The following is a 25555-nucleotide window of genomic DNA, read 5'->3' as shown; positions in this document are numbered from 1 at the left end:
CCCACCCACCCCATACGACAACGTCGGCCTTCAAGACCACAACCGGGTCTTGAAGGCCGACGTCACGCTAGGCCCCGGAATTAACCAACGGCATCGATGGCGTACTCCCCCGGGGCCCGGCCCCGTCAGCGCTCGGTCACCTTGCCGGCCGCGACCTCCCAGCGCCGGGTCACCTCGACCGCGTCTAGCATGCGGCGGTCGTGGGTGACCAGGAGGAGGGTGCCGGTGTAGGAGTCCAGGGCGGACTCCAGTTGCTCGATGGCGGGCAGGTCGAGGTGGTTCGTCGGCTCGTCGAGGACGAGGAGGTTCACGCCCCGGCCCTGGAGGAGGGCGAGCGCGGCGCGGGTGCGTTCGCCCGGGGAGAGGGTCGCGGCCGGGCGCAGGACGTGCTCCGACTTGAGGCCGAACTTGGCGAGCAGGGTGCGGACCTCGACGGGCTCGGTGTCGGGGACGGCCGCGCAGAACGCGTCGAGCAGGGCCTCGGGGCCGTGGAAGAGCCCCCGGGCCTGGTCGACCTCGCCGACGAGCACGCCCGAGCCGAGGGCCGCGTGCCCGAAGTCGAGCGGGACCCGGCCGAGCAGGGCGCCGAGCAGGGTGGACTTGCCGGCGCCGTTGGCTCCGGTGACCGCGATCCGGTCGCCCCAGTCGATCTGCAGGGACACCGGGCCGAAAGTGAAGTCGCCGCGCCGGACCTCCGCGTCGCGCAGGGTCGCCACGACCGCGCCGGAGCGCGGGGCCGGCGCGATCTCCATCCGCAGCTCCCACTCCTTGCGCGGCTCCTCGACCACCTCCAGGCGCTCGATCATCCGCTGGGTCTGCCGCGCCTTGGCGGCCTGCTTCTCGCTGGCCTCGCTGCGGAACTTGCGGCCGATCTTGTCGTTGTCGTTGCCGGCCTTGCGCCGGGCGTTCTTCACGCCCTTGTCCATCCAGCCGCGCTGCGTCTGGGCGCGGTCCTGGAGGGCGGCCTTCTTGTCGGCGTACTCCTCGTAGTCGTCGCGGGCGTGCCGGCGGGCGACGTCCCGTTCCTCCAGGTAGGCCTCGTAGCCACCGCCGTAGAGGTTGATCTGCCCCTGGGCGAGGTCGAGTTCGAGGACCTTGGTCACCGTGCGGGTGAGGAACTCGCGGTCGTGACTGACGACGACCGTGCCGGCGCGCAGTCCGGTGACGAACCGCTCCAGGCGCTCCAGGCCGTCGAGGTCGAGGTCGTTGGTGGGTTCGTCGAGGAGGAAGACGTCGTAGCGGGACAGGAGGAGGGAGGCGAGGCCGGCGCGGGCCGCCTGGCCGCCCGAGAGGGAGGTCATCGGCTGGTCCAGGTCCACGGCGAGGCCGAGGGAGTCGGCGACCTCCTCCGCGCGCTCGTCCAGGTCGGCTCCGCCCAGGTCGAGCCAGCGCTCCAGGCTGGTCGCGTACGCGTCGTCGGCGCCGGGCGCGCCGTCGACCAGGGCCTGTGTGGCCTCGTCCATCACGCGCTGGGCCTCGGCGACGCCGGTGCGGCGGGCCAGGAACGCCCGGACCGTCTCTCCCGGCCTGCGCTCGGGCTCCTGGGGCAGGTGGCCGACGGTCGCGGTCGGCGGGGAGAGTCTGAACTCGCCCTGTTCGGGCGGGGTCAGCCCGGCGAGCAGGCGCAGCAGTGTGGACTTGCCCGCGCCGTTGGCACCGACCAGCCCGATCACGTCACCGGGCGCGACGACGAGGTCGAGCCCGGCGAAGAGGGAGCGGTCGCCGTGCCCGGCGGCGAGGTTCTTGGCGACGAGGGTGGCAGTCATCAGGAGCCCGATCCTAATGTCCGTGACCAAAGGTCGCGGAGCTGGAACGGCGGCGGGCGTCCGCCGACGATACGCGGGGACGGAATGAGCGGAGTGGAGCCCTTGTCGAATGACGACGTGATCGTGGTCGGTGGCGGGATCGCCGGTCTGACGACGGCCGTGGTGCTGGCCGAGTCCGGGCGCCCGGTACGGGTCTGGACGCGGGAGCCGGCCGAGCGCACGACCTCGGCGGTCGCCGGCGGCCTGTGGTGGCCGTACCGGATCGAACCCGAGCCGCTGGTCGGCGCCTGGGCGCTGGAGACCCTGGCGGTGTACGAGGAACTGGCGGCGCGGCCCGCGGAGACCGGCGTACGCCTGGTCGAGGGCGTGAGCGAGGGGGCGCGGCTGGAGGAACTGGGCGACTGGGCGGGCCGGGTCCCGGGGCTGCGGGCGGTGGCCGGCGGGCTGGCCGCGCGGGTTCCGGTGATCGACATGCCGGTCCATCTGGCATGGCTGCGGGACCGGTTCACGAAGGCCGGGGGCACGGTCGAGGTGCGCGAGGTGACGGACCTCGCCGCCGTGCCGGCGCCGGTCGTGGTCGACTGCACGGGGCTGGGGGCGCGTTCGCTGGTGCCGGATCCTGCCGTGCGTCCCGTGCGCGGGCAACTGGTCGTGGTCGAGAACCCGGGGATCACGACCTGGTACACGTCGGTCGCCCATGCCTGCGACGCCTCCACCTACTTCATCCCGCAGCCGGGCCGGCTGCTGCTGGGCGGCACGGCACAGGAGGACGCCTGGTCCCTGGAACCGGACCCCGAGACCGCCGCCGCCATCGTCGCGCGGTGCGCGTCAGTCCGTCCCGAGATCGCCGGGGCCCGGATCCTGGCCCACCGCGTCGGGCTCCGGCCCGCCCGTCACGCCGTACGCCTGGAACGTCAGCCCCTGCCGAACGGCCCGCTCCTGGTCCACAACTACGGGCACGGCGGCGCCGGGATCACCGTGGCCTGGGGCTGCGCACGGGAGGCGGCGGGGCTGGCCGGGGGGTGAGAAGCGGCCCGGGGACGGCGGGGTGTGCCGTTCGCCGGGCCGCTGCGGGGGTCAGCCGGCCGGGATGTGTCCCACCGTGTCGGGTACGCGGACGCCGGTCCACACCCGGTCACCGGCGGCGGCCGTGGGGGCGGACGTGGTGCCGGACGTGGCGCGGGCGAAGGCGGCCGGGCCGCCGAGCAGCGGGAGCCGTGCGGTCGTACGGGCGAGGTCCAGGGTGAGGGTCGGCTTGGTGGAGGGCGGGTCGATGAGGTCCTTGTCCGTGCCGGCGACGATCAGCGCCAGCCGGTGGCCCGCGGGGAAGACGTGGTCGGTGGCGGCCAGCGACAGGGTCATCGTGTAGGCCCTGCCCGGGGTGAGCGGGACGCCCTTGCCGAGGGAGGCGTGATGACCGAGGTCGGCCCAGCCGCGGCTGACCACCGTGTTCTCGACCCTGACCGTCTTCGCCTCGGTCTTCTTGAAGCAGGCGCTGTCCCCGGCCGTGCTCGCGCCCCAGCAGGTGCGGCCGGTGAGCGTGGTGATGCCCTCGCCGCCGTCGGCAAAGTCACGGACGGTGTCGGGGCCGAGGTCCACCAGGACGGCGGACAGATGGGCCGAGGTGGTGGTCGCGGTGGCGGTCACGGTCACCTGGGAGGAACCGGCGAGGCGCAGGTCGCGGGTGAGCGGCGCGGTGAGGAAGCCGGCCTTCTCCGTGGTGGCGGTGGTGAGGTGGGCGGCCCAGTCGGTCTCGCTCAGCTCCAGGTCGTCGGTGAACGTCTCGGTGCCGGTGCCGGTGCCGGTGCCGGTGCGGGTTCCGGTGCCCGTGCCCGCGTCGAGGCCGAGGGTTCCGACGCCCGGTTCGGCTCCGGGGGCCGGGTGCAGGGTGGTGGCGCGGGTGCCGTGCGGGGGCCAGAGCGTGGAGGTGACCCACTGGTCGGGGTGGCGTTCGATGTCCGCCATCGGCTCGCGGTCGATGCCGTTGTCGTAGCCCATGAGTTCGTGGTCGAACCAGCGGTGCAGGGTGTCCACCCACGCGCCGCGCCGGTAGTCGAACGGGTCGACGTGGCCGGTCTGGGACAGCCAGATCTTGCGCTCGACGCCGTGCCTCGCCAGGGCGTCCCACCACTGGCCGACGTGCTTGGTGCGGACGTTGAGGTCCTGCATGCCGTGCACGAGGAACACGCTGGCGCGGACCTTCGCCGCGTCCTTGACGTAGTCCCGCTCGGTCCACAGCGGGGTCCAGTCGCCGCTGCGCGGGCTTCCGTCGGCGAGTTTCTGCTGCACGGCGGCGCAGTGGGCCCCCGCCTGGTCGCTCTCGACGTAGCCGGCCAGTTCGTCGGGGCCTCCGTCGTACAGCGGGGCGCCCTGGGCGAAGTAGTAGTCGTACCAGGAGGAGATGCCGCTGATCGGGACGATCGTCCGCAGGCCCTTCACGCCGGTGGCGGCGACGCCGTTGGCGATGGTCGCGTCCCAGCTCTTGCCGATCATGCCGGTGCGGCCGTTCGTCCAGGTGGCCTTGACCGGGGTGCCGCCGGTGCGACCGCTGTACGCCCTGGCCCGGCCGTTCAGCCAGTCGACGACGGCCTTCGCGGACCGGATGTCCGAGCGGCCACCGACGTCGACACAGCCGTCGGAGCGGTTGGTCCCGGTCAGGTCGACGCCGACGAAGGCGTAGCCGCGGGGCACGAAGTAGTTGTCGTAGAACAGGGGCATCTGTACGACACGGCCCTGCGCGTCGTACGTCTTGACCTGGCTCTCGTTGCCGCGCCCGCAGCAGGAGTAGTAGGGGCTGGCATCCATGATCACCGGGACCTTGCGGCCCTGCCGGGCCGGTTCGGACGGGCGGACGATGTCGGCGGCGACGCGATCGGTCTTCCCGTCGCCGTCCTCGTCGAGTCCGGTGTCCACCCAGACGGACTCACGCACGGCGTGCGCGTACGAGTAGACGGGCCGGCTCTCGCGGGGCGCGGCGTGCGCGGCGACGGGGGTGAGGAAGGCGGCCGTCAGGACCCCGACGAGCATGGCCGTGAAGGGCCTCCCGATCGTGAAGCGCGTGCGTTTCGGCATGGGCGGACCGTACTGCGCGTCAACTCCCTTGCAGAAGTAGGCATCCCGGCGACTGTCCGGATCGTGTCTTCCCCATGGCGGTCGTGTGACAGCGGGGGCCGTGGAGGGGTTTGAGGCCACAGGGGCTGCATAGGCTTCGAACAGACTTCCTGTCCTGACGACTTGGAGCTGACGTGCACCGCAGAATCATCACACCGGGCGCATTGGCGGCGGCCTCCCTCCTGCTGGCGACCCCGGCATCGGCCGCGAGTTACGCACCCGGCGCGCCGGGCATCGGAGACCCCTACTACCCGTACTACGGCAACGGCGGCTACGACGTCTCGCACTACGACCTGAGGCTGCGGTACCAGCCGGAGACCGACGAGCTGGAGGGCACCGCCACCATCCTGGCGAGGACCACGCAGGACCTGTCCGGCTTCGACCTGGACTTCCTGCTCGACGTGAGCGAGGTGCGGGTCAACGGCGCCAAGGCCTCCTTCGCCACGTCCGGTCAGCACGAGCTGGTCGTGACCCCGAAGACACCGCTGGCCAAGGGGACGCCGGTCACGGTCGTCGTCCGCTACAGCGGGGTGCCGTCGACGAAGAGCGCCTACGGCTTCACCACCTGGCACCGCACACCCGACGGCGCGGTCGCCGCCGACGAGCCCGAGGCCGCCTGGTGGTGGTTCCCGAGCAACGACCACCCCGGCGACAAGGCCACCTACGACGTGTCGGTCGCCGTCCCGGACGGCACCCAGGCCATCTCCAACGGCACGCTCCAGTCGACCAGTTCGAAGCTGGGCTGGACCCGCTACAGCTGGCGGCAGAACAAGCCGCAGGCGACCTATCTGTCCACGCTGGCCCTCGGCAGGTTCGACATCACGACGAGCACCTCCGAGGGCGGGGTGCCGGTCGTCAACGCCTACAGCCAAGACCTCGGCGACAACGACGGGGCCGCGCGGGCCAGCGTCGAGCGCACCGGGGAGATCGTGGACTGGCTGAGCGGCTACTTCGGGCCGTACCCGTTCTCCTCGGCCGGCGGGTACGTCCCCAACACCACCACCGGGTACGCGCTGGAGACGCAGACCCTCGTGTACTACAGCCCGAAGCAGTTCGCGAAGGGCTCCAACACCTCGGTGGTCGTGCACGAGCTGGCCCACCAGTGGTACGGCGACGACGTGTCGCTGAAGGGCTGGAAGGACATCTGGCTCAACGAGGGCTTCGCGACGTACGCGCAGTGGCTGTGGTCCGAGCACGAGGACGAGGGCACCACGCGGCAGCTCGCCGACTACGTGTACGACTCGCACCCGGCCGACGACGCGTTCTGGACGGTGAGGCCGGGCGACCCGGGTCCGGACAACCAGTTCGACGCCGCCGTCTACGACCGGGGCGCGCTGGCGATCCAGGCGCTGCGCGACGAGATCGGCGACGACGCGTTCTTCGCCGTACTCAAGGGCTGGCCGAAGGAGCACGCGTACGGCAACGCCTCGGTGGCCGACTTCCGGCAGTACGCCGAGCAGGTCTCCGGCAAATCGCTGTCCGCGCTGTTCGACACCTGGCTGTTCCAGCCGTCGAAGCCGGGCGCGTCCTCGGTGGACGCGGTGCCGTTCGCCCGGACGGCCAAGGCGGCGGTGCAGCCGACGTCGTGGAAGAAGATCGAGGCGACGCACGACGTCCACGCGCACTGACGAGCCCCTCGTGGGGCGCCACGGGGCGCCTCACGGTCCCGGCCGGCCGCCCGGTCGGGTCACGGTGTCAGCTCGGCCGCCCGCTCCAGAAGTTCCTCGCGGCCTATCGCGTCCGTGCGGGCGGCCGGGACGGTGCAGGCGAAGGCACCCGCGACCGCGCCGTACAGGGCGCACCGGGTGGGCTCCTCGCCGGCGAGACGCCCGTAGAGGAACGCGGCGGCGAAGGCGTCGCCCGCGCCGTTGGAGTCCACGACCGGCGCGGGCGGCGTCACCGCGGGTATCCGGGTCAGTTCGCCGCCGGCCAGCATCCGGGCGCCCTCCGCTCCGGCGGTGGCGACGACGACCTCGGCCCGGCCCCGCTCGGCGATGCGCCGCATGGTCCGCTCGGGGTCGGCGAGGGCGGAGGCGGAGAGGAAGACGACGTCCGCCGCGTACGCGAACGGCTCGTGGTAGGGATTCTCGCCGTCCCAGTCGTGCAGGTCGGTGGAGAGGGGCAGTCCCGTCTCGATCAGCGCGGGCAGGGCGTGGGCGCAGGGGTGGCTGATGGTCACATGGACGTGCCCGCTCGCCGCGGCGAGCGCGCCCAGGCTCTCCCCGGGGAAGCGGTCGTCGGGGTGGGCGCGGCTGGTGTCGTACAGCGACAGCCGGCGCCCGTCGGGGCCGACGAGGTTCACGGCCCGCTTCGTCCCGGCGGGCTGCGGGAGCGCGGTGAGGGCGATGCCGTGCTCCCGGTGCAGGTCGCGCACGAGGTCGCCCTCGGGGTCGTCCCCGAGCAGGTCCATGTGGTGGGTGCGCAGGCCGAGCGCGGTCAGCCCCAGCGCGATGAAGTCACCGGTCTGCCCGGCCCGGGTACGGATCCCGGAGTCGATCAGGTAACTGTCGGCGTACGGCAACGGCAGCTCGGGAACCGGCACGATCGTGTCCACCCCGGCCCCGCCCAGCACCAGGACATCGACCGCCCCCGCCCCGCTGTCACCCGTACCCGCCCCCGCCTGTGAGGTCATCCCCCGCCCTCCCCGTGGTCGTACACCGTCACCGCGATCCCGCGTTTCACGAGGCGCTCGGTGATCAGTGGCTCGATGCGGGACCACTTGCCGCCCGCCAGGCCGCAGCCTATGCGGGGCATGTGCACGGACGCGCCGAGTTCGACCACCTGGTCCGCGAGGCGGCCGAGGGCGGTGTCGATGGCCTCGTAGCGCACGGGCACGCCCTTGCCGCCGGTTCTGATGCCGCGCCGGCCGACCATGTTGGCCACCCACACGTCCGGCTCGACACGGAACGGTGGCGTCACCCCGGGCATACGTGATCGTGGTCCCCGACATGACGCCACCGTAGGCGATGCCACTGACAGTGGCTCTGAGCTGCTACTTCGTCAGGTCGCCCAGTTCCTGGTCGGCGGTCTGCGACACCTGGCGGCGCACGCCGAACCAGCCGGCGACCAGTGCGGCGGCGATGACGGGGATGAGCATGAGGACCTTGCGGCCGACCTCGGGGTCGTTCCACATCATGCCGAGGCAGAAGAGCAGGAAGGCGATCGTGGCGATCTCCGTGTAGGGGCTGCCCCCCATGCGGAACGTCGGCCGGATGACCAGACCCGCCTTGGCGCGCCGGACGAAGGCCATGTGGCAGAGCATGATGATCACCCAGGTGCTGATGATGCCGAGGGAGGCGACCTCCAGCACGATCTCGAAGGCCTGGGCGGGCATCAGGTAGTTCAGGCCGACGCCGAGCACGCAGACCGAGCAGGTCAGCAGGATGCCGCCGTAGGGGACCTGGCTGCGGTTCATGCGGGCGGTGAACTTCGGCGCCGAGCCGGACATCGCCATGGAGCGCAGGATGCGGCCGGTGGAGTACAGGCCGGAGTTCAGCGAGGACAGGGCGGCGGTCAGCACGACCAGGTTCATCACGTCGCCGGCCGCCGGGACACCGATCTTCGACAGGACGGTGACGAACGGGCTCTCGCCGGCGTGGTAGACCGAACCGGGCAGCAGCAGGGCGAGCAGGACGACCGAGCCGACGTAGAACAGGCCCACGCGCCACATGATCGAGTTCACCGCGCGCGGGACGACCTTGTGCGGCTCGGCGGTCTCGCCGGCGGCGACGCCGACCAGTTCGAGCGCGGCGTAGGCGAAGATCACGCCCTGCATGACCAGGACGACCGACATCACGCCCTGGGGGAAGAAGCCGCCGTGCTCGGTGATCATGCTCAGGCCGGGGGTGTGGCCGCCGACCTTGTGCTGGGTGGCGAGCAGGAAGATGCCGATCAGCATGAAGCCGACGATGGTGGCGACCTTGATGATCGCGAACCAGAACTCCATCTCGCCGAAGATCTTCACGGAGATCAGGTTCACGGCGAGGACCACCGCCAGGGCGATCAGCGCGAGCACCCACTGCGGGATGCTGGTGAACATGCTCCAGTAGTGCGCGTAGAGCGCGACGGCGGTGATGTCGGCGATACCGGTCGTCGACCAGTTCAGGAAGTACATCCAGCCGGCGACGTACGCGCCCTTCTCGCCGAGGAACTCACGCGCGTACGACACGAAGGAGCCGGACGAGGGCCGGTACAGGACCAGCTCGCCGAGGGCCCGCACGACGAAGAAGGCGAAGATGCCGCAGACCAGGTAGGCCAGGGCGAGCGCCGGACCCGCGTTGTGCAGTCTGCCGCCGGCACCCAGCAGCAGACCGGTGCCGATGGCGCCGCCGATGGCGATCATGTTGACGTGGCGGGACTTGAGACCCTTGCTGTACCCGGCGTCGCCTGCGTCGGCGGGCGGCTGGGCCACCTGCGCAGGGGCGGTGGCCGGAGCCGATTCCACGGCGTCCTTGCTCAAAGTGGTTCCACTTTCCTGGTGCGCGCGGACCTCGTGGGTCCGGGTGTCCTGACGATCCGGCCGGTACCGCCCCGGCGCGGACGTGGTACGGACCAATGCAGGAGTCTCCCAGAGGGATCGCTCGATCCTCGGTGGTCCAGGTCACAGAGCGGCACTTGTCACAAGAGTCCTCACATGTCCTTCGCGGGTTCCACATCTCAGGGCCCGCGCGGGTTTCACACCATTGGTGAGACAGCGATACTGCTCGACATGACGACCGAGGCCGAGGAACCGACGCTCACCATCGACGAGCTGGCCGCGCGGTCCGGCGTCACCGTGCGCACGGTCCGCTTCTACAGCACCCGGGGCCTGCTGCCGCCGCCGGTGATCGGTCCGCGCCGGGTGGGCCACTACGGCCGCGACCATCTGGCCCGGCTGGCGCTGATCGAGGAGATGCAGCACCAGGGCATGACCCTCACCGCGATCGAGCGCCATCTGCGGCAGCTCCCGGCCGACCTGAGCCCGCACGACCTGGCGATCCAGCGGGCGGTGGTCGCCTCCTGGGCGCCCGACACGGTGGAGACGGTCTCCCGTGCGGAACTCGACCGGCGGGCGGGACGGCCGCTGACCGAGGAGAACGTGGAGCGGCTGGTGGCGATGGACATCATCGCGCGCGACGGGGAGCGCGACGGGGAGTCCGTCCGGGTCGACACCGGTCTGCTGCGGCTCGCGGTGCAGCTGCTCGACGTGCCGTTCTCGCAGGAGACGATCCTCGCGGCGCGCGGTGTGCTCACCGAGCACGCCCGCGCGGCGGCGCACGAGCTGGCGGGGCTGCTGCGCGACGCCGTGGCCGAACGCGACACCGAGGATGTGAAGTCGCTCTCCGCCCATATGCACCCGCTGGTGGTGCAGGCCCTGCTGACCACCTTCCAGCGCTCGCTGAAGGAGGAGCTGCGGGAATGGCTGGACGGTCCGGGCGAGGAGCGGCCCCGGGAAGCCGAAGCTCCCCGGGGTACGCCCTCCGCGTGAGGCGGCGCCCGCGTGAGGCGGCGCCTCAGCGCCCGTCGGTGAAGGTCTCCCCCTTCCGCGCCTTCTCCACGAGCAGCGCGGGCGGGGTGAACCGCTCGCCGTAGCGCTCGGCCAGCTCACGCGCGCGTGCCACGAACCCGGGCAGCCCGCCCTCGTAACCGTTGACGTACTGCAGGACGCCGCCGGTCCAGCCCGGGAAGCCGATGCCGAAGATCGAGCCGATGTTGGCGTCGGCGACGGAGGTCAGCACGCCCTCTTCGAGGAGTCGTACCGTGTCGATCGCCTCGGAGAAGAGCATCCGCTCCTGCATGTCGCGGAACGGGATCTCGTACCCGGGCTTCGTGAAGTGCTCGCGCAGGCCCGGCCAGAGTCCGGCGCGCTTGCCGTCCTCGGTGTAGTCGTAGAAGCCGGCGCCGCCGCTGCGGCCGGTGCGGCCGAACTCGTCGACGAGCCGGTCGATGACCGCCTCCGCCGGGTGCGCGGTCCAGGTGCCGCCCGCCTCCTCCACGGCCCGCCGCGTCTCGCCCCGGATCTTGCGCGGAAGGGTGAGGGTCAGCTCGTCCATGAGGGAGAGCACCTTGGCCGGGTAGCCGGCCTGGGCGGCGGCCTGCTCCACGGAGGCGGGCTCGACGCCCTCACCGACCATGGCGACGCCCTCGTTGATGAAGTGGCCGATCACCCGGGAGGTGAAGAAGCCGCGGGAGTCGTTGACGACGATCGGCGTCTTGTTGATCTGCCGGACCAGGTCGAAGGCGCGCGCGAGGGCCTCGTCGCCGGTCCGCTCGCCCTTGATGATCTCGACCAGCGGCATCTTGTCGACCGGCGAGAAGAAGTGCAGCCCGATGAAGTCGCCCTGGCGCTGCACGCCCTCGGCGAGGGCGGTGATGGGCAGCGTGGAGGTGTTGGAGCACAGGAGGGCGTCGGGCTCGACGACGGACTCGATCTCCTGGAAGACCTTGTGCTTGAGGGAGGTGTCCTCGAAGACGGCCTCGATCACCGCGTCACAGCCGGCGAGGTCGGCCGCGTCGGCGGTGGGGGTGATGCGGGCGAGCAGCGCGTCGGCCTTCTCCTGGCTGGTACGGCCCCTGGCCACGGCCTTGGCGCACAGCTTCTCGGAGTAGCCCTTGCCCCGGGCTGCCGCCTCCAGGGTGACGTCCTTGAGGACGACGTCGATGCCCGCGCGGGCGCACGCGTAGGCGATGCCCGCGCCCATCATGCCGGCGCCGAGCACGGCGGCCTTGCGTACCGTGCGGCGCTCGATGCCCTGGGGACGGTTGGCGCCGGAGTTGACGGCCTGGAGGTCGAAGAAGAACGCCTGGATCATGTTCTTCGACGTCTGCCCGGCGGCCAGCTCCACGAAGTAGCGGGCCTCGATGACCTGCGCGGTCTCGAAGTCGACCTGGGCGCCCTCGACGGCCGCGGCGAGGATGTTGCGCGGGGCCGGGTAGGGGGCGCCGTTGGTCTGCTTGCGCAGGTTGGCCGGGAAGGCGGGCAGGTTGGCGGCGAACTTCGGGTTGGCGGGCGTCCCGCCGGGGATCCTGTAGCCGGGCTTGTCCCAGGGCTGCTGCGACTCCGGGTTGGCGTCGATGAAGGCGCGGGCCTTGGCGAGCATCTCCTCGCGCGTCTCGGCGACCTCGTGGACGAGGCCGTTGTCCAGAGCGCGCCGCGGGTTGTACTGGGTGCCCTGCAGGAGCACCTTCAGCAGCGCGTCGGTGATGCCGAGCAGGCGGACGGTACGGGCGACTCCGCCGCCGCCGGGGAGCAGGCCGAGGGTGACCTCGGGGCAGCCGATCTTGGAACCGGGCGCGTCGAGGGCGACGCGGTGGTGGCAGGCGAGGGCGAGTTCGAAGCCGCCGCCGAGGGCCGCGCCGTTGATGGCGGCGACGACGGGCTTGCCGAGGGTCTCGATGCGGCGCAGGTTCCGCTTGATGGCGAGGCCGCCGTCGAACAGCTCCTGGGCGGTCTCGGGGGTGACCCGGATCAGGTCGCGCAGGTCGCCGCCCGCGAAGAAGGTCTTCTTGGCGGAGGTGACGATGATGCCGCGGACGGAGTCCTGCTCGGCCTCCAGCCGATCGGTGATCGCGGCGAGGGAGGCGCGGAACGCCTGGTTCATGGTGTTCGCGGACTGGTCGGGGTCGTCCAGGACGAGGGTGACGACACCGGTGTCGTCCTGCTCCCAGCGGATGGTGGTGCTCTCGGTCATGACAGTCGTCTCCGTTGAGGTCTCGGAAGTCTCGTGGTTCCGCGGGGAGTTCAGACGCGCTCGATGATGGTGGCGACGCCCATGCCGCCGCCCACGCACAGGGTGGCGAGGCCGTAGCGCTTGTCCTGGCGCTCCAGTTCGTCGACGAGCGAGCCGAGGATCATCGCGCCGGTGGCGCCGAGGGGGTGGCCGAGCGCGATGGCGCCGCCGTTGACGTTGACCTTGTCCAGGGACAGGCCCATGTCCTTGGCGAAGCGCAGCACGACGGCCGCGAACGCCTCGTTGATCTCGACGAGGTCGATGTCGTCGATGCTCAGGCCGGCCTTGGCGAGGGCCTTGCGGGTGGCGGGGGCGGGGCCGGTGAGCATGATGGTGGGCTCGGAGCCGGAGACGGCGGCGGAGACGATCCGCGCGCGCGGGGTGAGGCCGTGGCGCTCGCCGACCTCCTTGGAGCCGATCGCGACGAGCGCGGCGCCGTCCACGATGCCGGAGGAGTTGCCCGCGTGGTGGACGTGGTCGATCTTCTCCACCCAGTGGTACTTCTGCAGCGCGACCGCGTCGAAGCCGCCCAGCTCGCCGATGTCCGCGAACGACGGGTTGAGCCGCGCCAGCGAGTCGGCGGTGGTGCCGGGGCGCATGTGCTCGTCGTGGTCCAGGACGACCAGGCCGCTGCGGTCCTTGACGGGGACCACGGAGCGGTCGAAGCGGCCGTCCTTCCAGGCGGTGGCGGCGCGCTCCTGGGACAGGGCCGCGTACTCGTCGACGTCGCGGCGGGAGAAGCCCTCGATGGTGGCGATGAGGTCGGCGCCGATGCCCTGCGGCACGAAGTTCGTGGCGAGGTTGGTCATCGGGTCGTTGAACCAGGCGCCGCCGTCCGAGGCCATCGGCACCCGGGACATCGACTCGACGCCGCCGGCGAGGATCAGGTCCTCCCAGCCGGAACGGACCCGGGCGGCGGCCTGGTTGACGGCCTCCAGACCGGACGCACAGAAGCGGTTCTCCTGGACGCCCGCGACCGTGTCGGGCAGGCCGGCGGCGATGGCCGCGATACGGGCGATGTCGGAACCCTGGTCGCCGACCGGGCCGACGACGCCGAGCACGATGTCGTCGACGGCGGCCGGGTCGAGGTCCGGGAAGCGGTCGCGGATCTCGTGGATGAGGCCGACGACCAGGTCGATCGGCTTCGTGCCGTGCAGGGCGCCGTTCACCTTGCCGCGACCGCGCGGGGTGCGGATCGCGTCGTACACGTACGCTTCGGTGCTCACGGAAATGCCTTTCGGGAGGGTGGGCCGGGCGGGTCGGGCGGGGTCGGGCGGAGGTCGTCGCCGGGTGGGCTGGGCGTTCGCGGGGCGGGTCGCGGGGGCCGGCGCGGGGGGCAGGCGTGGGTTCCGCGCGCGGAGGCACTCGCGGGGTCAGTCGCCGACCGGTGCGCGGTCGTCGCTCATGAGTGCGGGTATTCCCCAGTCCCGGGCCACCGCCTGGGTGCCGGTGCCCGGCAGGGCGGGGCCGGTACGGACAGCGGTGGGGGTCGCGGAGAAGCGGGGGGCCGGGGCCGGCTGGGTGATCCCGCCGTGGTCGGTGAAGGTGCCGCGGGCGGCGAGATGGGGGTGGTGGGGTGCCTCGCGCAGGGACAGCACGGGGGCCACGCAGGCGTCCGTGCCCTCGAAGACGGCCGTCCACTCGTCGCGGGTGCGGGACAGGAAGCGGGCGGCGACCCGTTCGCGCAGCTCGCTCCAGCGGGTCCAGTCCGTGCGGGCCGGTGCCAGTTCGTCCAGGTCGAGCAGGTGCAGGAACTCCTCGTAGAACTGCGGTTCGAGGGCGCCGACCGCCATGTGGCGGCCGTCGGCGGTCTCGTAGGTGCCGTAGTACGGGCAGCCGCCGTCCAGGAGGTTGGCGGCGCGCCGGTCCTGCCAGCCGCCGGCCGACAGCATGCCGTGGATCATCGCGGAGAGGTGGGCGGTGCCGTCGACGATGGCGGCGTCCACGACCTGTCCGGTGCCGGTCGCGCGCGCGTGGTGCAGCGCGGCGAGGACGCCCACGACGAGGTAGAGGGAGCCGCCCGCGTAGTCGCCGAGCAGGTTGGCGGGGAAGGCCGGGGGCTCGCCGGGGCGGCCGATCATGCCGAGGGTGCCGGTCAGGGCGATGTACGCCACGTCGTGCCCGGCGCGGTCGGCCAGGGGGCCGTCCTGGCCCCAGCCGGTCATGCGGCCGTAGACCAGGCGGGGGTTGCGGGCGTGGCAGGCCTCGGGGCCGACGCCGAGCCGCTCGGCCACGCCGGGGCGGTAGCCCTCGACGAGGATGTCGGCGCGCTCGGCGAGGTCGAGCACGCGCGCGGGGCCGTCCGGAGTCTTGAGGTCGACGACGACCGAGCGTTTGTTGCGGTTCGTGACGTCGTGGGCGGGGTCGATCCCGAGACCGGGGCCGCCGGGACGGTCCACGCGGACCACGTCGGCGCCCAGATCGGCCAGCAGCATGGCGGCGAAGGGCCCCGGCCCGATCCCGGCCAACTCCACCACGCGCACGCCGTCGAGCGGGCCCTGCCCCGGCCCTGGCGTCTTCGCCGTCGTCATGCCGTCCAGCTCCCAAGCGTGTGTGACACAACTGATGTAACACCGACGATGCTAAGAACACGTTCCACGGTGCACAAGACCTGAACGAGCAAGCGCTTAGACAAGTGCCCGACGAGACGGACGGGCGGGGCCGGGTGGTTTCTCCCCCTTCCGCGGGGTGTTCCTGGGCACCGCCATCGCTGCCTCCGGGCTGGTCGTCCGACTCCGCACTCCTCACGCTAGCCTCAGCCACCGACAGCGGCGCGGGCTGCACGACCAAGGGGTGTCATGACCAGGCTGAACAGGACGGACCGTCCCTACGACATCGTGCTCTTCGGAGCCACCGGCTTCGTCGGCACGCTCACGGCGGAGTATCTCGCCGCGCACGCGCCCGAGGACCTGCGCTGGGCGGTCGCGGGCCGCGACGAGAAGAAGCTGGAGCGGCTGCGCGAGCGGCTGCCCGGCAGTGCGGCCGTCGGGGTGCTGCGGGCCGACGTGCGGGAACCCGCGACCCTGCGCGCACTCGCCGAGCACGCGCGCGTGGTGGCCACGACCGTGGGGCCGTACCTCACCTACGGCGAGGACCTCCTCGCCGCCTGCGCGGACACCGGCGCCGACTACCTCGACCTCACCGGCGAGCCCGAGTTCGTGGACCTGATGTACGTCCGGCACGACGCACGCGCGCGCGAGACAGGCGCCCGCCTGGTGCACGCCTGCGGCTTCGACTCCGTACCGCACGACCTGGGCGCGTACTTCACGGTCCGGCAGCTGCCGGAGGGGGTGCCGCTGACCGTGGACGGGTTCGTGAGCGCCGACGCGACCTTCTCCGGCGGCACGCTGACCTCGACGCTCAACCAGTTCGCGCGCGCCCGCCGGATGGTCGCCGCGGCCCGCGACCGCGGCCGGCACGAGCCGCGCCTGATGAACCGCCGCGTGAGCGCGCCGACGGGCGTTCCGCGCTTCGCCCCGGAGGTCGGCGCCTGGGCGCTGCCGCTGCCGACCATCGACCCGCAGATCGTGTCCCGCTCCGCGCGGGCCCTGGAGCGGTACGGCCCCGACTTCCGCTACCGGCACTACGCGGCGGTCGCCAGCCTTCCCGTGGCGGCGGGCGGTGTCGCCGCCGTCGGCGCGGTCGCGGCCGCCGCCCAGCTGCCGCCCGCCCGGCGCTGGCTCTCGGACCGGCTCAGGCCCGGGGACGGGCCCGGCCCCGAGAAGCGGGCGAAGAGCTGGTTCCGGGTGCGGTTCGTCGGCGAGGGCGGTGGCCGGCGCGTCTTCACAGAGGTCGCGGGCGGCGACCCCGGCTACGACGAGACCGCGAAGATGTTCGCCGAGGCGGCCCTGTGCCTGGCCTTCGACGAGACACCGCCGACGGCGGGCCAGGTCACCACGGCCGCGGCGATGGGCGACGCGCTGACCGAGCGGCTGCGCGCCGCCGGGATCACCTTCCGCGTGGCCGCCGAACGCTGAGCGCTCCGCCGGGCGTCCGGTGCGTCATCCGCAGGTACGCAGGTACGCAGGTACGCAGGTACGCAGGTACGCAGGTACGCGCCCCCTTCGGGGGCGCTGCCGAACCGCCACCGGGCTCCGCCGGACCCGCTCAGCCCCGGCTCGCTTCCCTGATCGCCTCCCGGAGCGCGCGACGGCACAGCGCGTCTGCCCGGCGGGTGGTCTCCGGGAGGCGGTACTTCGGGGTGAGCGCCAGCGTGTGCGCGACGGCGTTGGCGAGGCTCACCCGGTGGCCGACGGAGACGAAGACCGGCTTGACGCCGTCCCGGGTGCGCAGGGCGCGCCCGACCTCCTCGGCGCCCGCGAGCAGCGGCGCCGAACTCCCCCGTTCGGGCCCCGGGTCGTCGTAGGTGAAGGTGAACGGGTTCTTGGCGACGCCGATGGCGGGCAGCCCGGTGAGCACGCCGAGGTGGGCGGCCAGGCCGAAGCGGCGCGGGTGGGCGAGGCCGTAGCCGTCGCACACGACCAGGCCCGGCGGACACGGCAGGGCGTCCAGAGCGGCGCGCACGGTCGGGATCTCGCGGAACGCCAGCAGTCCGGGGACGTACGGGAAGGACACCCGGCCGACGGCCGTCGCCTCGGCGACGACCTCCAGCGTGGCCGCGTCCAGCACGACGGCCGCCGCGGCGACGAGGTCGCGGTCGTCGTCGTAGGCGACGTCGACCCCGGTCACACGGCCCGTGCCGGGCGGCGGTCCGGGCTCGTCGAGGACGACCCGCCCGCGCAGTTCGTCCTGCACCGCGCGGGCCTCTTCCTCGGTCGCGGGCCAGCCCGCCGGTACGCCTACGGTCGTCATGATCCCCGACTCTACGACCGGCCCACGCCCCGCAGGGCCTCAGGGCCTCAAGGTAGGCTCGCGATCATGTTCGTACTGGAGCTGACCTACACCGCCCCTCTGGAGGACGTCGACGCCGTGCTGCCGGCGCACGTGGAGTGGCTGAACGAGCAGTACGAGAAGGGGTTCTTCCTGGCCTCCGGGCGCAAGAACCCCCGCGACGGCGGGGTGATCCTGGCCGTCGCGGAGGACCGCGCGCGTGTGGAGGAGCTGGTGGCGGGCGACCCGTTCGTCTCCGCCGAGGTGTGCTCGTACCGGGTCACGGAGTTCATCGCCACCAAGACGGTGCCGGAACTCGAACGCCACCGTCAGACGTTGAGCTGAGCGCGAGGGCTCAGCCCTTCCTGTCGTCGAGCGCGCGCCGCAGCTGTTCCTTGTTCATGTGCGAACGGCCTTCGACGCCCCGCTGCCGCGCCTCGTTGTACAACTGGTCGTAGGTCGGCCCCTGGGCGCGCTGTGCGATCGCCGGCCGCCGCGCTCGCCGGACGACATGTCGTCGAGCGAGCTGCGGCTCGCGGTCCTGGACTCGCCGGCGCGGGCGCGTTCCTTGTTCACGGTCCGCGCGGCGATCTCCGCGGCGCGCTCCGCGCTCTCGCCCCGGTCCTGCGCGCTCTTCTTGATGTGCGCGTACTGGCGCTCCCGCTTGGAGCCGGAACCCGTCGGCATGATCGCTCCCCTTGTCTCCTGTCCTCGGGGGCCGAGTACCCGGGTTCCGGGCGGCGCGTCAACGTTCGGGGCGGCGCCTCAGCGTTCCAGGCGGGCCACGCGTCCCTTCTCCCCCGCCGCCCAGCAGCTCAGGTCGGGGGCGCAGTCCACGGTGTCGTACGAGCCGGTGTCGAGGGTCCGCCAGGTGCGGCCGGCGTCGGTGGTCAGGTCCGTGCCCGTGGGGCCCACGGCGAGCGCGGTGGTGCGGCTGTGCGGGAGCCAGGCGGCGCCGGAGCGGTAGGCGGGCGGCGGGGTCGCGGCGGGCCGCCAGGTGCGGCCGCCGTCGGCGGTGACGGCGGCGGCCCGCGGTGAGGCCTGGTCGGGGCGGTAGTCGCCGCCGACGGCGAGGCCGTGGGCGCGGTCGCGGAAGGCGAGCGCGAAGACGCCCTTGGCCGGATCGCCCGCCGGCAGCGGGGTGTCGGCGGCCGTCCAGGTCAGTCCGCGGTCGGCGGAGTGCAGCACGCGCGCGTGGGCCGCGCCGCCGGTGGCCAGCCAGACGTCCTTCGGGCCGGAGGTGACCAGGCACTGGCCACTGGCCGCGAAGCCCGCCTCGCCGTCCAGGGCGGGCGGCATGCCGTCGGCGGGCAGGACGCGCCAGGACCGGCCGCCGTCGCTGGTGGACAGGATGCGGAACCGGCCGTCCACGGGGTCGCTCATGGCGAGGCCGTGGCGGTGGTCGAAGAAGGCGACGCAGTCGTAGAACGCCTTCGGGTCGGTGTTGCGGAAGGACTCCGTCCAGCTCGCCCCGCCGTCGTCGGTGCGGTAGACGCGGGACGTCTCGCCCTCGCCGATGGCCAGCACCACCGCGTGCCGCGCGTCGAACGCCTCGACGTCCCGGAACTGCAGGTCGGCCGCGCCGGGCGGAGAGACGTTCCGCCAGTTCGCCCCGCCGTCCGTGGTGCGCAGGACGGTGCCCGCGGTGCCGGCCAGCCACGCGGTGTCGCGGTCGACGGCGGACAGCCCGCGGAAGCGGACCTGCGGACTGCCGCTGTCCTTCTCGGCCCAGTGCACGCTCCCGTGGCCCCCGGACGTCCGTGCCTGAGCCGTGGGCACCGTCAGCGCGGCCAGCGCCGCCCCGCACGCCACCCCCGCCGCCACCAGCCGGCCCGTCCGTCCCCCGCGTCGCGTGCTCCCCAAGCGCCTCATGGCGGGCGAAGCCAGCCCACCGGCCCGCCGCCGTCCAGAGGCCCCACCCCCACGAGCCCGGCACCAGCCGCACCTATGAACGCGCCCCCTCGCACCCATGAACGCGGTGACCGAGGTCACCCCTTCTCGCTGTGCACGGATCGGCCGGTTCCGTCGTCTCTTCCAGTACCAGGTCGCCCGGCCCGGAAGTACGCCCAGCCGTCACGAGGGAGCAAGGCGTTGTCCACCGTCATCGCGCAGCCCGTAGAGGCGCGGCTCGTCGCCGCCGCGCCGCGCATGCAGAGCATCCCCGCCACGCTGCGCTACGACCGGAGCGACCCGTTCGCGGTCCGTATGACCTTCCCGGCCCCGGCCACGCTGGAGAACGTCGAGGTCTGCTGGACCTTCTCCCGCGAACTGCTCGCCGCCGGGCTGCACGATCAGGCGGGCGAAGGCGACGTCCGCGTGCGCCCGTACGGCTACGACCGCACCGTGCTGGAGTTCCACGCCCCCCAGGGCACCGCGATCGTGCATGTGCGCTCCGGCGAGATCCGGCGCTTCCTCGACGCCACCGGCGACCTCGTGCCCGTCGGCCTGGAGCACCAGCACATGGACCTCGACCGCGAGCTGGCCGAGCTGATGCGCGACGCCTGCTGACCCGGGCCCGCCCGGACGGCGCGCGTTAATTCGCGTTGACACGTTTCCGGGCCCCTCCGTACGGTGTACGAGGTTCTGTTGCCGCCGATTGGAGAAGGACGTTGCTCGTCTGAGGTTCTGAGACACCGCGCTCACACCGGTGAGGTGTGCGTGGCGTACGACCTCGGCGTCCGAGCCGTCCTGCGGCACAGGCCTTTTTTCATGGCCTCCTGGCCCCTTTCGGGGCCTGCCTGCGTGCCCGGTCCTTCGGTTTCCGCCTCGCGGTGTCTCGACACGCGCTCGCCCGACCGCACCCAGCAACCGCGAGGCTCTCATGTCCACCTCCCTCACCTGCACCTCCCTCTCCTTCGCCTGGCCGGACGGCACCCCCGTCTTCGACGGCCTCGACATCGCCTTCGGCCCCGGCAGAACCGGGCTCGTCGGTGTCAACGGATCAGGAAAGTCGACCCTGTTGAAGCTGCTCGCCGGGGAACTCACCCCGACCGGCGGCACCGTCAAGGTGACGGGCGAGGTCGGCTACCTGCCGCAGAACGTCACCCTGGACACCTCGCTGCGCGTCGACCGGGCGCTCGGTATCGCCGAACGGCGTGCCGCCCTGCGCGCCATCGAGGCGGGCGACGTGTCCGAGGAACACTTCGAGACGGTCGGCGACGACTGGGACGTGGAGGACCGCGCCCTGGTCACCCTCGGCGAACTCGGCCTCGGCCACGTCGGACTCGACCGCACGGTCGGCGAGTTGTCCGGCGGCGAGTCGGTGCTGCTGCGCCTGGCCGCGCTGCTGCTGCGCCGCCCGGACATCCTGCTCCTGGACGAGCCGACCAACAACCTCGACCTGTACGCGCGCCGCCGCCTGTACACGGCCGTCACCTCCTGGTCCGGCGTCCTGGTCGTGGTCAGCCACGACCGTGAACTCCTTGACCTGGTCGACCAGATCGCGGACCTGCGCTCCGGTGAGGTCACCCGCTACGGCGGCAACTTCTCCGCCTACGAGGAGGCCCTCGCCGTCGAACAGGAGGCGGCGGAGCGGATGGTGCGCGTGGCCGAGGCGGACGTGCGCAGGCAGAAACGCGAACTGACCGACGCCCAGGTCAAACTGGCCCGCCGCAAGCGGTACGGGGAGAAGCTCGGCGAGTCCGGGAGCCTGCCGAGGATCCTCGTGGGCGGCCGTAAACGCGCCGCGCAGGAGTCTGCGGGCAAGCACCGCGTCATGCACGAGGAACGGCTCGCCGAGGCCCGGGAGCGGCTCGACGAGGCGGTGGAGGCCGTACGGGACGACGACGAGATCCGCGTCGAACTGCCGTACACGGCCGTGCCGCCCGGCCGGCAGGTGCTCACCCTGGAGAACCTGGAGACGGCCCACGGGGTGCGTGTCGAGGGGATCCTCGATCTGCGCGGCCCGGAGCGGATCGCGCTCGTCGGACGCAACGGCGCCGGGAAGACGACCCTGTTGCGGACCATCGCCGGGGAACTGGCGCCCGTGGCCGGTGAGGTGCAGGCGCACGTGCCGCTGCGCTTCCTGCCCCAGCGGCTGGACGTCCTGGACGACGAGGCGACCGTCGCCCAGAACGTGGCCCGGTTCGCGCCGGGTGCCACGAACAACCGGCTCCGGGCGCGGCTGGCCCGCTTCCTGTTCCGGGGTGCGCGCGCCGACCAGCAGGCGGGCACGCTCTCCGGCGGCGAGCGCTTCCGGGCGGCCCTGGCCGCCCTGATGCTCGCCGAACCCCCGACGCAACTGCTCCTGCTCGACGAGCCGACGAACAACCTCGACATGGCGAGCGTCCGGCAGCTGACCTCGGCGCTGGAGGCGTACCAGGGCGCGCTGTTCGTGGCCGGCCACGACCTGCCGTTCCTGGAGTCGATCGGCATCACCCGCTGGCTGCTGATCGAGGACGGCAAGCTGCGGGAGACGACCCTGGAGGAGATCGAGGACCCGGCGTAGCGGTTGCGTGAAGGGGGGATCCCCGGCGGCGTGTGCGGGCCCGGCGCCGGGGAGGGGACCCCTGCGCCGGGCCCGGGAAGCGTCTCAGGAGGGCCACATACGGACGACAAGGGTTTTGTGCGGGCCGGGGCGCCCTGCATGATGGCGGACCGGCGCCGCGACACGGGCGCCGAAGCCGCATGCCGATACGGAGATCGCTCGTGCCCAGCAAGAAGGCCCTCGTACGCCGTCCCAGCCCGCGCCTGGCCGAGGGCCTGGTGACGCACATCGAGCGGGAGAAGGTCGACGCGGACCTCGCCGCCGAGCAGTGGGAGGCCTACGTCGAGGCGCTGCGCGCACACGACTGGCAGACCGTCGAGGTCGAACCCGCCGACGACTGCCCGGACTCGGTGTTCGTCGAGGACACCGTCGTCATGTACAAGAACGTGGCGCTGATCACCCGGCCCGGCGCCGCGTCCCGGCGCCCGGAGACGGCCGGCGTCGAGGAGGCGGTGGCGAGCCTCGGCTGCTCGGTGAACTGGGTGTGGGAGCCGGGCACGCTGGACGGCGGTGACGTCCTCAAGGTCGGGGACACGATCTACGTCGGCCGGGGCGGGCGTACCAACGTGGCCGGCGTGCAGCAACTGCGGGCGGCGTTCGAGCCGCTCGGCGCGCGCGTGGTGCCGGTGCCCGTGAGCAGGGTGCTGCATCTGAAGTCGGCGGTCACCGCGCTGCCGGACGGGACGGTCGTCGGGCACATCCCGAAGGTGGACCGGCCGTCGCTGTTCCCGGGCTTCCTGTCGGTGCCCGAGGAGTCCGGCGCGCATGTGGTGCTGCTCGGCGGGCACGAGCTGCTGATGGCGTCGAGCGCGCCGAAGACGGCGGAGCTGCTGACCGACCTCGGCTACGACGTGGTCACCGTCGACATCAGCAAGTTCGAGAAGCTGGAGGGGTGTGTGACGTGCCTCTCGGTGCGGCTGCGGGGGCTGTACGCCTGATCCGATGATCCCTTCAGTTCGGCAACCCCGGGACCTGCGGGTCCCGGAGCCGCTGCGCGCGCCCGGGAACCACGGCCCGGTCGGGCTCTGACGCGTTCCTTACGGCGAACTTAACCTACGGCTTCGTAACCTACGGCTTCGTAGCTTACGATCTCGTAGGTTTCCCGGCACCGCTCGCCGGAACGTCCCCCTTCTCCCCGTTTGTTCGGCGCCATCTGGAGTTCTCGTGACGATCACCTCCCCTCACCTCGGCAGCCCGTCCGTCTGGACCGACGCCCGGCTGCTGTACGCGCTGGAAGAAGTGGTCGAGAAGGAGCTGAACCGGCATCTGCAGGTCGCCAAGGACTGGATGCCGCACGAGTACGTGCCCTGGAGCGACGCCCGTAACTTCCCCGGCCTCTTCGAGGACGGTGTGGCCTGGGAGAAGGAGCAGTCCCAGGTGACCGAGGTCGGCCGGATCGCGCTCATCGTGAACCTGCTGACCGAGGACAACCTGCCGAGCTACCACCACGAGATCGCCTCGCTCTTCGGCCGTGACGGCGCGTGGGGTACCTGGGTGCACCGCTGGACGGCCGAGGAGGGCCGGCACGGCATCGTCATGCGCGACTACCTGCTCGCCTCGCGCGCGGTGGACCCGGACAAGCTCGAAGCGTTCCGCATGTCGCACATGAGCGAGGGCTTCGAGTCCGACAACCGGCACTCGATGCTGCACTCGGTCGCGTACGTCGCCTTCCAGGAGCTGGCGACCCGGATCTCGCACCGCAACACCGGCCACCAGTCGGGCGACCCGGTCTGCGACCGCATGCTGGCGCGCATCGCCACGGACGAGAACCTGCACATGGTTTTCTACCGCAACCTCCTGAAGGCCGCCTTCGAACTCGCCCCCGACCTGACCATGCAGGCCGTCCGCGACGTCGTGATCAACTTCCGTATGCCCGGCCACGGCATCCCCGGCTTCGAGCGCGCCGCCGCGCAGATGGCGATCGGCGAGGTCTACAACCTGCGCATCCACCACGACGACGTCCTCCAGCCGGTGCTCCGCTTCCTGAAGATCATGGAGATCGACGGCCTCGGCCCCGAGGGCCGTCAGGCGCAGGAGGAACTCGGCCTGTTCATGGGCGGCCTGGACGCGGAGGCCCTGAAGTTCGACGAGAAGCTGGCGGCCCGCAAGGCCCGCATGGCGGCCCGCGCCGCGAGCTGAGGCGTTCACCGACCGCAAGACGTTCGCGCGCGTGGGGGCCTCGGTCCGCACGCGCGCGTGTCGTTCACCGTCCGGATACGCGCGCGTTGCGGCTCCGGAGCCCCGACGACGGCGCGGGAAGCGTCAGTTCGAGGTGCGGCGCAGGGCGAGGCGTTCCTTCTCGGACAGACCGCCCCAGACGCCGAAGCGTTCGTCGTTGGTGAGGGCGTAGTCGAGGCAGGCGGACCGCATCTCGCACATGCCGCAGATGCGCTTCGCCTCGCGCACCGAGCTGCCGGGCTCGGGGAAGAAGAAGTCCGCCCCGGTCTGCGCGCACAGGGCCTGGGCCTGCCAGGCGGTGTCGGCCGGGGTGATCGTGTCGATGTGCATGGCCAGGATCGTGCCGTGCGGCGAAAAACGTTCGATCAACGCGCGCTCAACGGCACGGCCGAAGGCCCCTGGCCGCCCCGATGATGCTCCGCCGCGACCGGCCCGCGCACGGCGGCGCGCGGAAGCGGAAGGAAATCGCGGGAGAACCCGCCGGCCCGCCGAGCGGGCGGCGGACATCCGTCGGGCGCGGCGTGCTGGGGCGGCGATTGTCAGTGGGCGGTGCCAGACTCGGCAGTGCACAGGACAGGAGCCCCTTCGCCGACCCCCTGTCGCCGGCCCCTATCATCGACCCCTTGCACGTACCCCCTCTCACCGGCTCACTTTCACCAACTCCCTTCCAAGGAGGGCGAGATGCTCACCACTCGTTTCGTGAACGGCGCCCCGAACTGGATCGACGTCGGCTCCCCCGACCTCGACGGCGCCATTTCCTTCTACGGCGGCCTCTTCGGCTGGGAGTTCCGGTCGGCGGGTCCGGACGCCGGCGGCTACGGCTTCTTCCAGCTGGACGGACGGACCGTCGCCGGTGCCATGCAGACCGGCCCGGAGCAGGGTCCGCCGGCCTGGACGGTGTACTTCGAGAGCAAGGACGCACAGGCCACCGCCAAGGCGGTCGAACAGGCCCACGGCACCGTCCTGTTCCAGCCCATGGACGTGATGGGGCAGGGGCACATGGCGGTCTTCGCCGACAGGACGGGCGCGCCGTTCGGGATCTGGCAGCCCGGCATGACCAAGGGTGTGGACGTGGCGGGCGACCCGGGCTCGCTGTGCTGGGTCGAGCTGCACACCACGGACGTGGCGGGGGCGTCCGCCTTCTACCACCAGGTCCTCGGCCTGGAGACCTCGTCCACGCCGCTCCCGGGTGGCACGTACACCTGCCTGAACCCGGTCGGTGCCGATGAGGAGGCAGTGTTCGGCGGCGTCGTCTCGCTGTCCGACCTCCCGGCGGACGAGGGGGTCGCCCCGCACTGGCTGCCGTACTTCGAGGTCGAGAGCACCGACGCCGTCGTCGCGGACGCCGAGCGGCTGGGCGGCACGGTGCGGATGCCGGCGACCGGCGTGGCGGGCGTCGGCCGTATGGCCCATCTCGCCGACCCGTACGGCGTCCGCTTCGCCGTCATCACGAGCGAGGCGCCGCAGGCCTGAGC

Annotated in this window: 20 protein-coding genes and 2 pseudogenes; 10 read left to right on the top strand and 12 right to left on the bottom strand. The window is 72.2% G+C overall.

The window, feature by feature from the left end; all coding sequences use genetic code 11:
* Positions 1–125 precede the first annotated feature (125 nt).
* Positions 126–1766, bottom strand: a complete 1641-nt coding sequence (locus ACGFYV_RS23520) for an ABC-F family ATP-binding cassette domain-containing protein (RefSeq protein ID WP_393880396.1) — start codon at positions 1764–1766, stop codon at positions 126–128.
* Positions 1767–1883: 117 nt separating this feature from the next.
* Here ACGFYV_RS23520 and ACGFYV_RS23515 point away from each other — a divergent pair, with 117 nt between their 5' ends.
* Positions 1884–2792: an FAD-dependent oxidoreductase gene (locus tag ACGFYV_RS23515; protein WP_393880401.1), complete on the top strand. Its 909-nt coding sequence runs from the start codon at positions 1884–1886 to the stop codon at positions 2790–2792.
* A 51-nt stretch (positions 2793–2843) separates the two neighbouring features.
* Here the strand turns inward: ACGFYV_RS23515 and ACGFYV_RS23510 are convergent, their stop codons facing one another.
* Complete coding sequence (locus ACGFYV_RS23510) at positions 2844–4838, bottom strand: Xaa-Pro dipeptidyl-peptidase (protein ID WP_393880395.1); 1995 nt, start codon at positions 4836–4838, stop codon at positions 2844–2846.
* 173 nt (positions 4839–5011) lie between these two features.
* Between ACGFYV_RS23510 and ACGFYV_RS23505 the strand changes: the two genes are divergently transcribed.
* The gene (locus ACGFYV_RS23505) at positions 5012–6505 is read left to right on the top strand and encodes a M1 family metallopeptidase (RefSeq protein ID WP_393880394.1); all 1494 of its coding nucleotides are present in this window, start codon (positions 5012–5014) and stop codon (positions 6503–6505) included.
* Between the two features lie 59 nt (positions 6506–6564).
* Here ACGFYV_RS23505 and ACGFYV_RS23500 read toward each other — a convergent pair whose 3' ends face one another.
* The 3 genes and pseudogenes from ACGFYV_RS23500 to ACGFYV_RS23490 form a co-directional block, all read right to left on the bottom strand.
* A complete protein-coding gene (locus ACGFYV_RS23500) occupies positions 6565–7509 on the bottom strand; it encodes a PfkB family carbohydrate kinase (protein WP_393880393.1) in 945 nt (314 codons plus the stop codon).
* Positions 7506–7781, bottom strand: a pseudogene (locus ACGFYV_RS23495) (Appr-1-p processing protein); the annotation flags it as partial. The pseudogene ACGFYV_RS23495 and the gene ACGFYV_RS23500, both read right to left, overlap by 4 nt.
* An 88-nt stretch (positions 7782–7869) precedes the next feature.
* Complete coding sequence (locus ACGFYV_RS23490; RefSeq protein ID WP_393880392.1) at positions 7870–9336, bottom strand: amino acid permease; 1467 nt, start codon at positions 9334–9336, stop codon at positions 7870–7872.
* A 249-nt stretch (positions 9337–9585) separates the two neighbouring features.
* On the opposite strand from ACGFYV_RS23490, the gene ACGFYV_RS23485 reads away from it, so the two are divergent.
* Complete coding sequence (locus ACGFYV_RS23485) at positions 9586–10344, top strand: MerR family transcriptional regulator (RefSeq protein WP_393880391.1); 759 nt, start codon at positions 9586–9588, stop codon at positions 10342–10344.
* A gap of 25 nt (positions 10345–10369) precedes the next feature.
* On the opposite strand, the gene ACGFYV_RS23480 is transcribed toward ACGFYV_RS23485, so the two are convergent.
* The 3 genes from ACGFYV_RS23480 to ACGFYV_RS23470 form a co-directional block, all read right to left on the bottom strand.
* Complete coding sequence (locus ACGFYV_RS23480; protein WP_393880390.1) at positions 10370–12547, bottom strand: 3-hydroxyacyl-CoA dehydrogenase NAD-binding domain-containing protein; 2178 nt, start codon at positions 12545–12547, stop codon at positions 10370–10372.
* Between the two features lie 50 nt (positions 12548–12597).
* Positions 12598–13812 carry an acetyl-CoA C-acetyltransferase gene (locus ACGFYV_RS23475; RefSeq protein WP_393880389.1) on the bottom strand — a complete coding sequence of 405 codons (1215 nt, stop codon included), beginning with the start codon at positions 13810–13812 and terminating at the stop codon, positions 12598–12600.
* A 147-nt stretch (positions 13813–13959) separates the two neighbouring features.
* A complete protein-coding gene (locus ACGFYV_RS23470; protein ID WP_393880388.1) occupies positions 13960–15117 on the bottom strand; it encodes a CaiB/BaiF CoA transferase family protein in 1158 nt (385 codons plus the stop codon).
* Positions 15118–15384: 267 nt separating this feature from the next.
* Here ACGFYV_RS23470 and ACGFYV_RS23465 point away from each other — a divergent pair, with 267 nt between their 5' ends.
* The gene (locus ACGFYV_RS23465) at positions 15385–16563 is read left to right on the top strand and encodes a saccharopine dehydrogenase family protein (RefSeq protein ID WP_393880387.1); all 1179 of its coding nucleotides are present in this window, start codon (positions 15385–15387) and stop codon (positions 16561–16563) included.
* Positions 16564–16693: 130 nt separating this feature from the next.
* Here the strand turns inward: ACGFYV_RS23465 and ACGFYV_RS23460 are convergent, their stop codons facing one another.
* The gene (locus tag ACGFYV_RS23460) at positions 16694–17398 is read right to left on the bottom strand and encodes an endonuclease V (protein ID WP_393880386.1); all 705 of its coding nucleotides are present in this window, start codon (positions 17396–17398) and stop codon (positions 16694–16696) included.
* Between the two features lie 66 nt (positions 17399–17464).
* On the opposite strand from ACGFYV_RS23460, the gene ACGFYV_RS23455 reads away from it, so the two are divergent.
* Complete coding sequence (locus ACGFYV_RS23455) at positions 17465–17761, top strand: YciI family protein (protein ID WP_393880385.1); 297 nt, start codon at positions 17465–17467, stop codon at positions 17759–17761.
* Between the two features lie 10 nt (positions 17762–17771).
* Here ACGFYV_RS23455 and ACGFYV_RS23450 read toward each other — a convergent pair.
* Positions 17772–18103: pseudogene (locus ACGFYV_RS23450) on the bottom strand (plasmid stabilization protein).
* Between the two features lie 78 nt (positions 18104–18181).
* Complete coding sequence (locus tag ACGFYV_RS23445) at positions 18182–19288, bottom strand: WD40/YVTN/BNR-like repeat-containing protein (protein WP_393880384.1); 1107 nt, start codon at positions 19286–19288, stop codon at positions 18182–18184.
* A gap of 219 nt (positions 19289–19507) precedes the next feature.
* Here ACGFYV_RS23445 and ACGFYV_RS23440 point away from each other — a divergent pair, with 219 nt between their 5' ends.
* From ACGFYV_RS23440 to ACGFYV_RS23425, 4 genes are all read left to right on the top strand, one after another.
* A complete protein-coding gene (locus tag ACGFYV_RS23440) occupies positions 19508–19924 on the top strand; it encodes an SsgA family sporulation/cell division regulator (RefSeq protein ID WP_393880383.1) in 417 nt (138 codons plus the stop codon).
* Between the two features lie 313 nt (positions 19925–20237).
* Positions 20238–21863 (top strand): ABC-F family ATP-binding cassette domain-containing protein, encoded by a 1626-nt coding sequence (locus ACGFYV_RS23435; RefSeq protein ID WP_393880382.1) that lies wholly within the window; start codon positions 20238–20240, stop codon positions 21861–21863.
* A 200-nt stretch (positions 21864–22063) separates the two neighbouring features.
* On the top strand, positions 22064–22840 hold the full coding sequence (gene ddaH, locus ACGFYV_RS23430) for a dimethylargininase (RefSeq protein ID WP_393880381.1): 777 nt from the start codon (positions 22064–22066) through the stop codon (positions 22838–22840).
* Between the two features lie 226 nt (positions 22841–23066).
* A complete protein-coding gene (locus tag ACGFYV_RS23425) occupies positions 23067–24041 on the top strand; it encodes an acyl-ACP desaturase (RefSeq protein ID WP_393880380.1) in 975 nt (324 codons plus the stop codon).
* Between the two features lie 123 nt (positions 24042–24164).
* On the opposite strand, the gene ACGFYV_RS23420 is transcribed toward ACGFYV_RS23425, so the two are convergent.
* Positions 24165–24410, bottom strand: coding sequence for a WhiB family transcriptional regulator (locus ACGFYV_RS23420; protein ID WP_393880379.1), 246 nt, complete (start codon positions 24408–24410; stop codon positions 24165–24167).
* A 351-nt stretch (positions 24411–24761) separates the two neighbouring features.
* Between ACGFYV_RS23420 and ACGFYV_RS23415 the strand changes: the two genes are divergently transcribed.
* Positions 24762–25553 carry a VOC family protein gene (locus tag ACGFYV_RS23415; RefSeq protein ID WP_393880378.1) on the top strand — a complete coding sequence of 264 codons (792 nt, stop codon included), beginning with the start codon at positions 24762–24764 and terminating at the stop codon, positions 25551–25553.
* The last annotated feature ends 2 nt before the right edge of the window (positions 25554–25555 follow it).

Source organism: Streptomyces sp. NPDC048297 (genome assembly GCF_043201585.1).
GTDB lineage: Bacteria > Actinomycetota > Actinomycetes > Streptomycetales > Streptomycetaceae > Streptomyces.
Note: the sequence above shows the minus strand (reverse complement) of the source record. Positions and strands in the feature narration are given on the sequence as shown.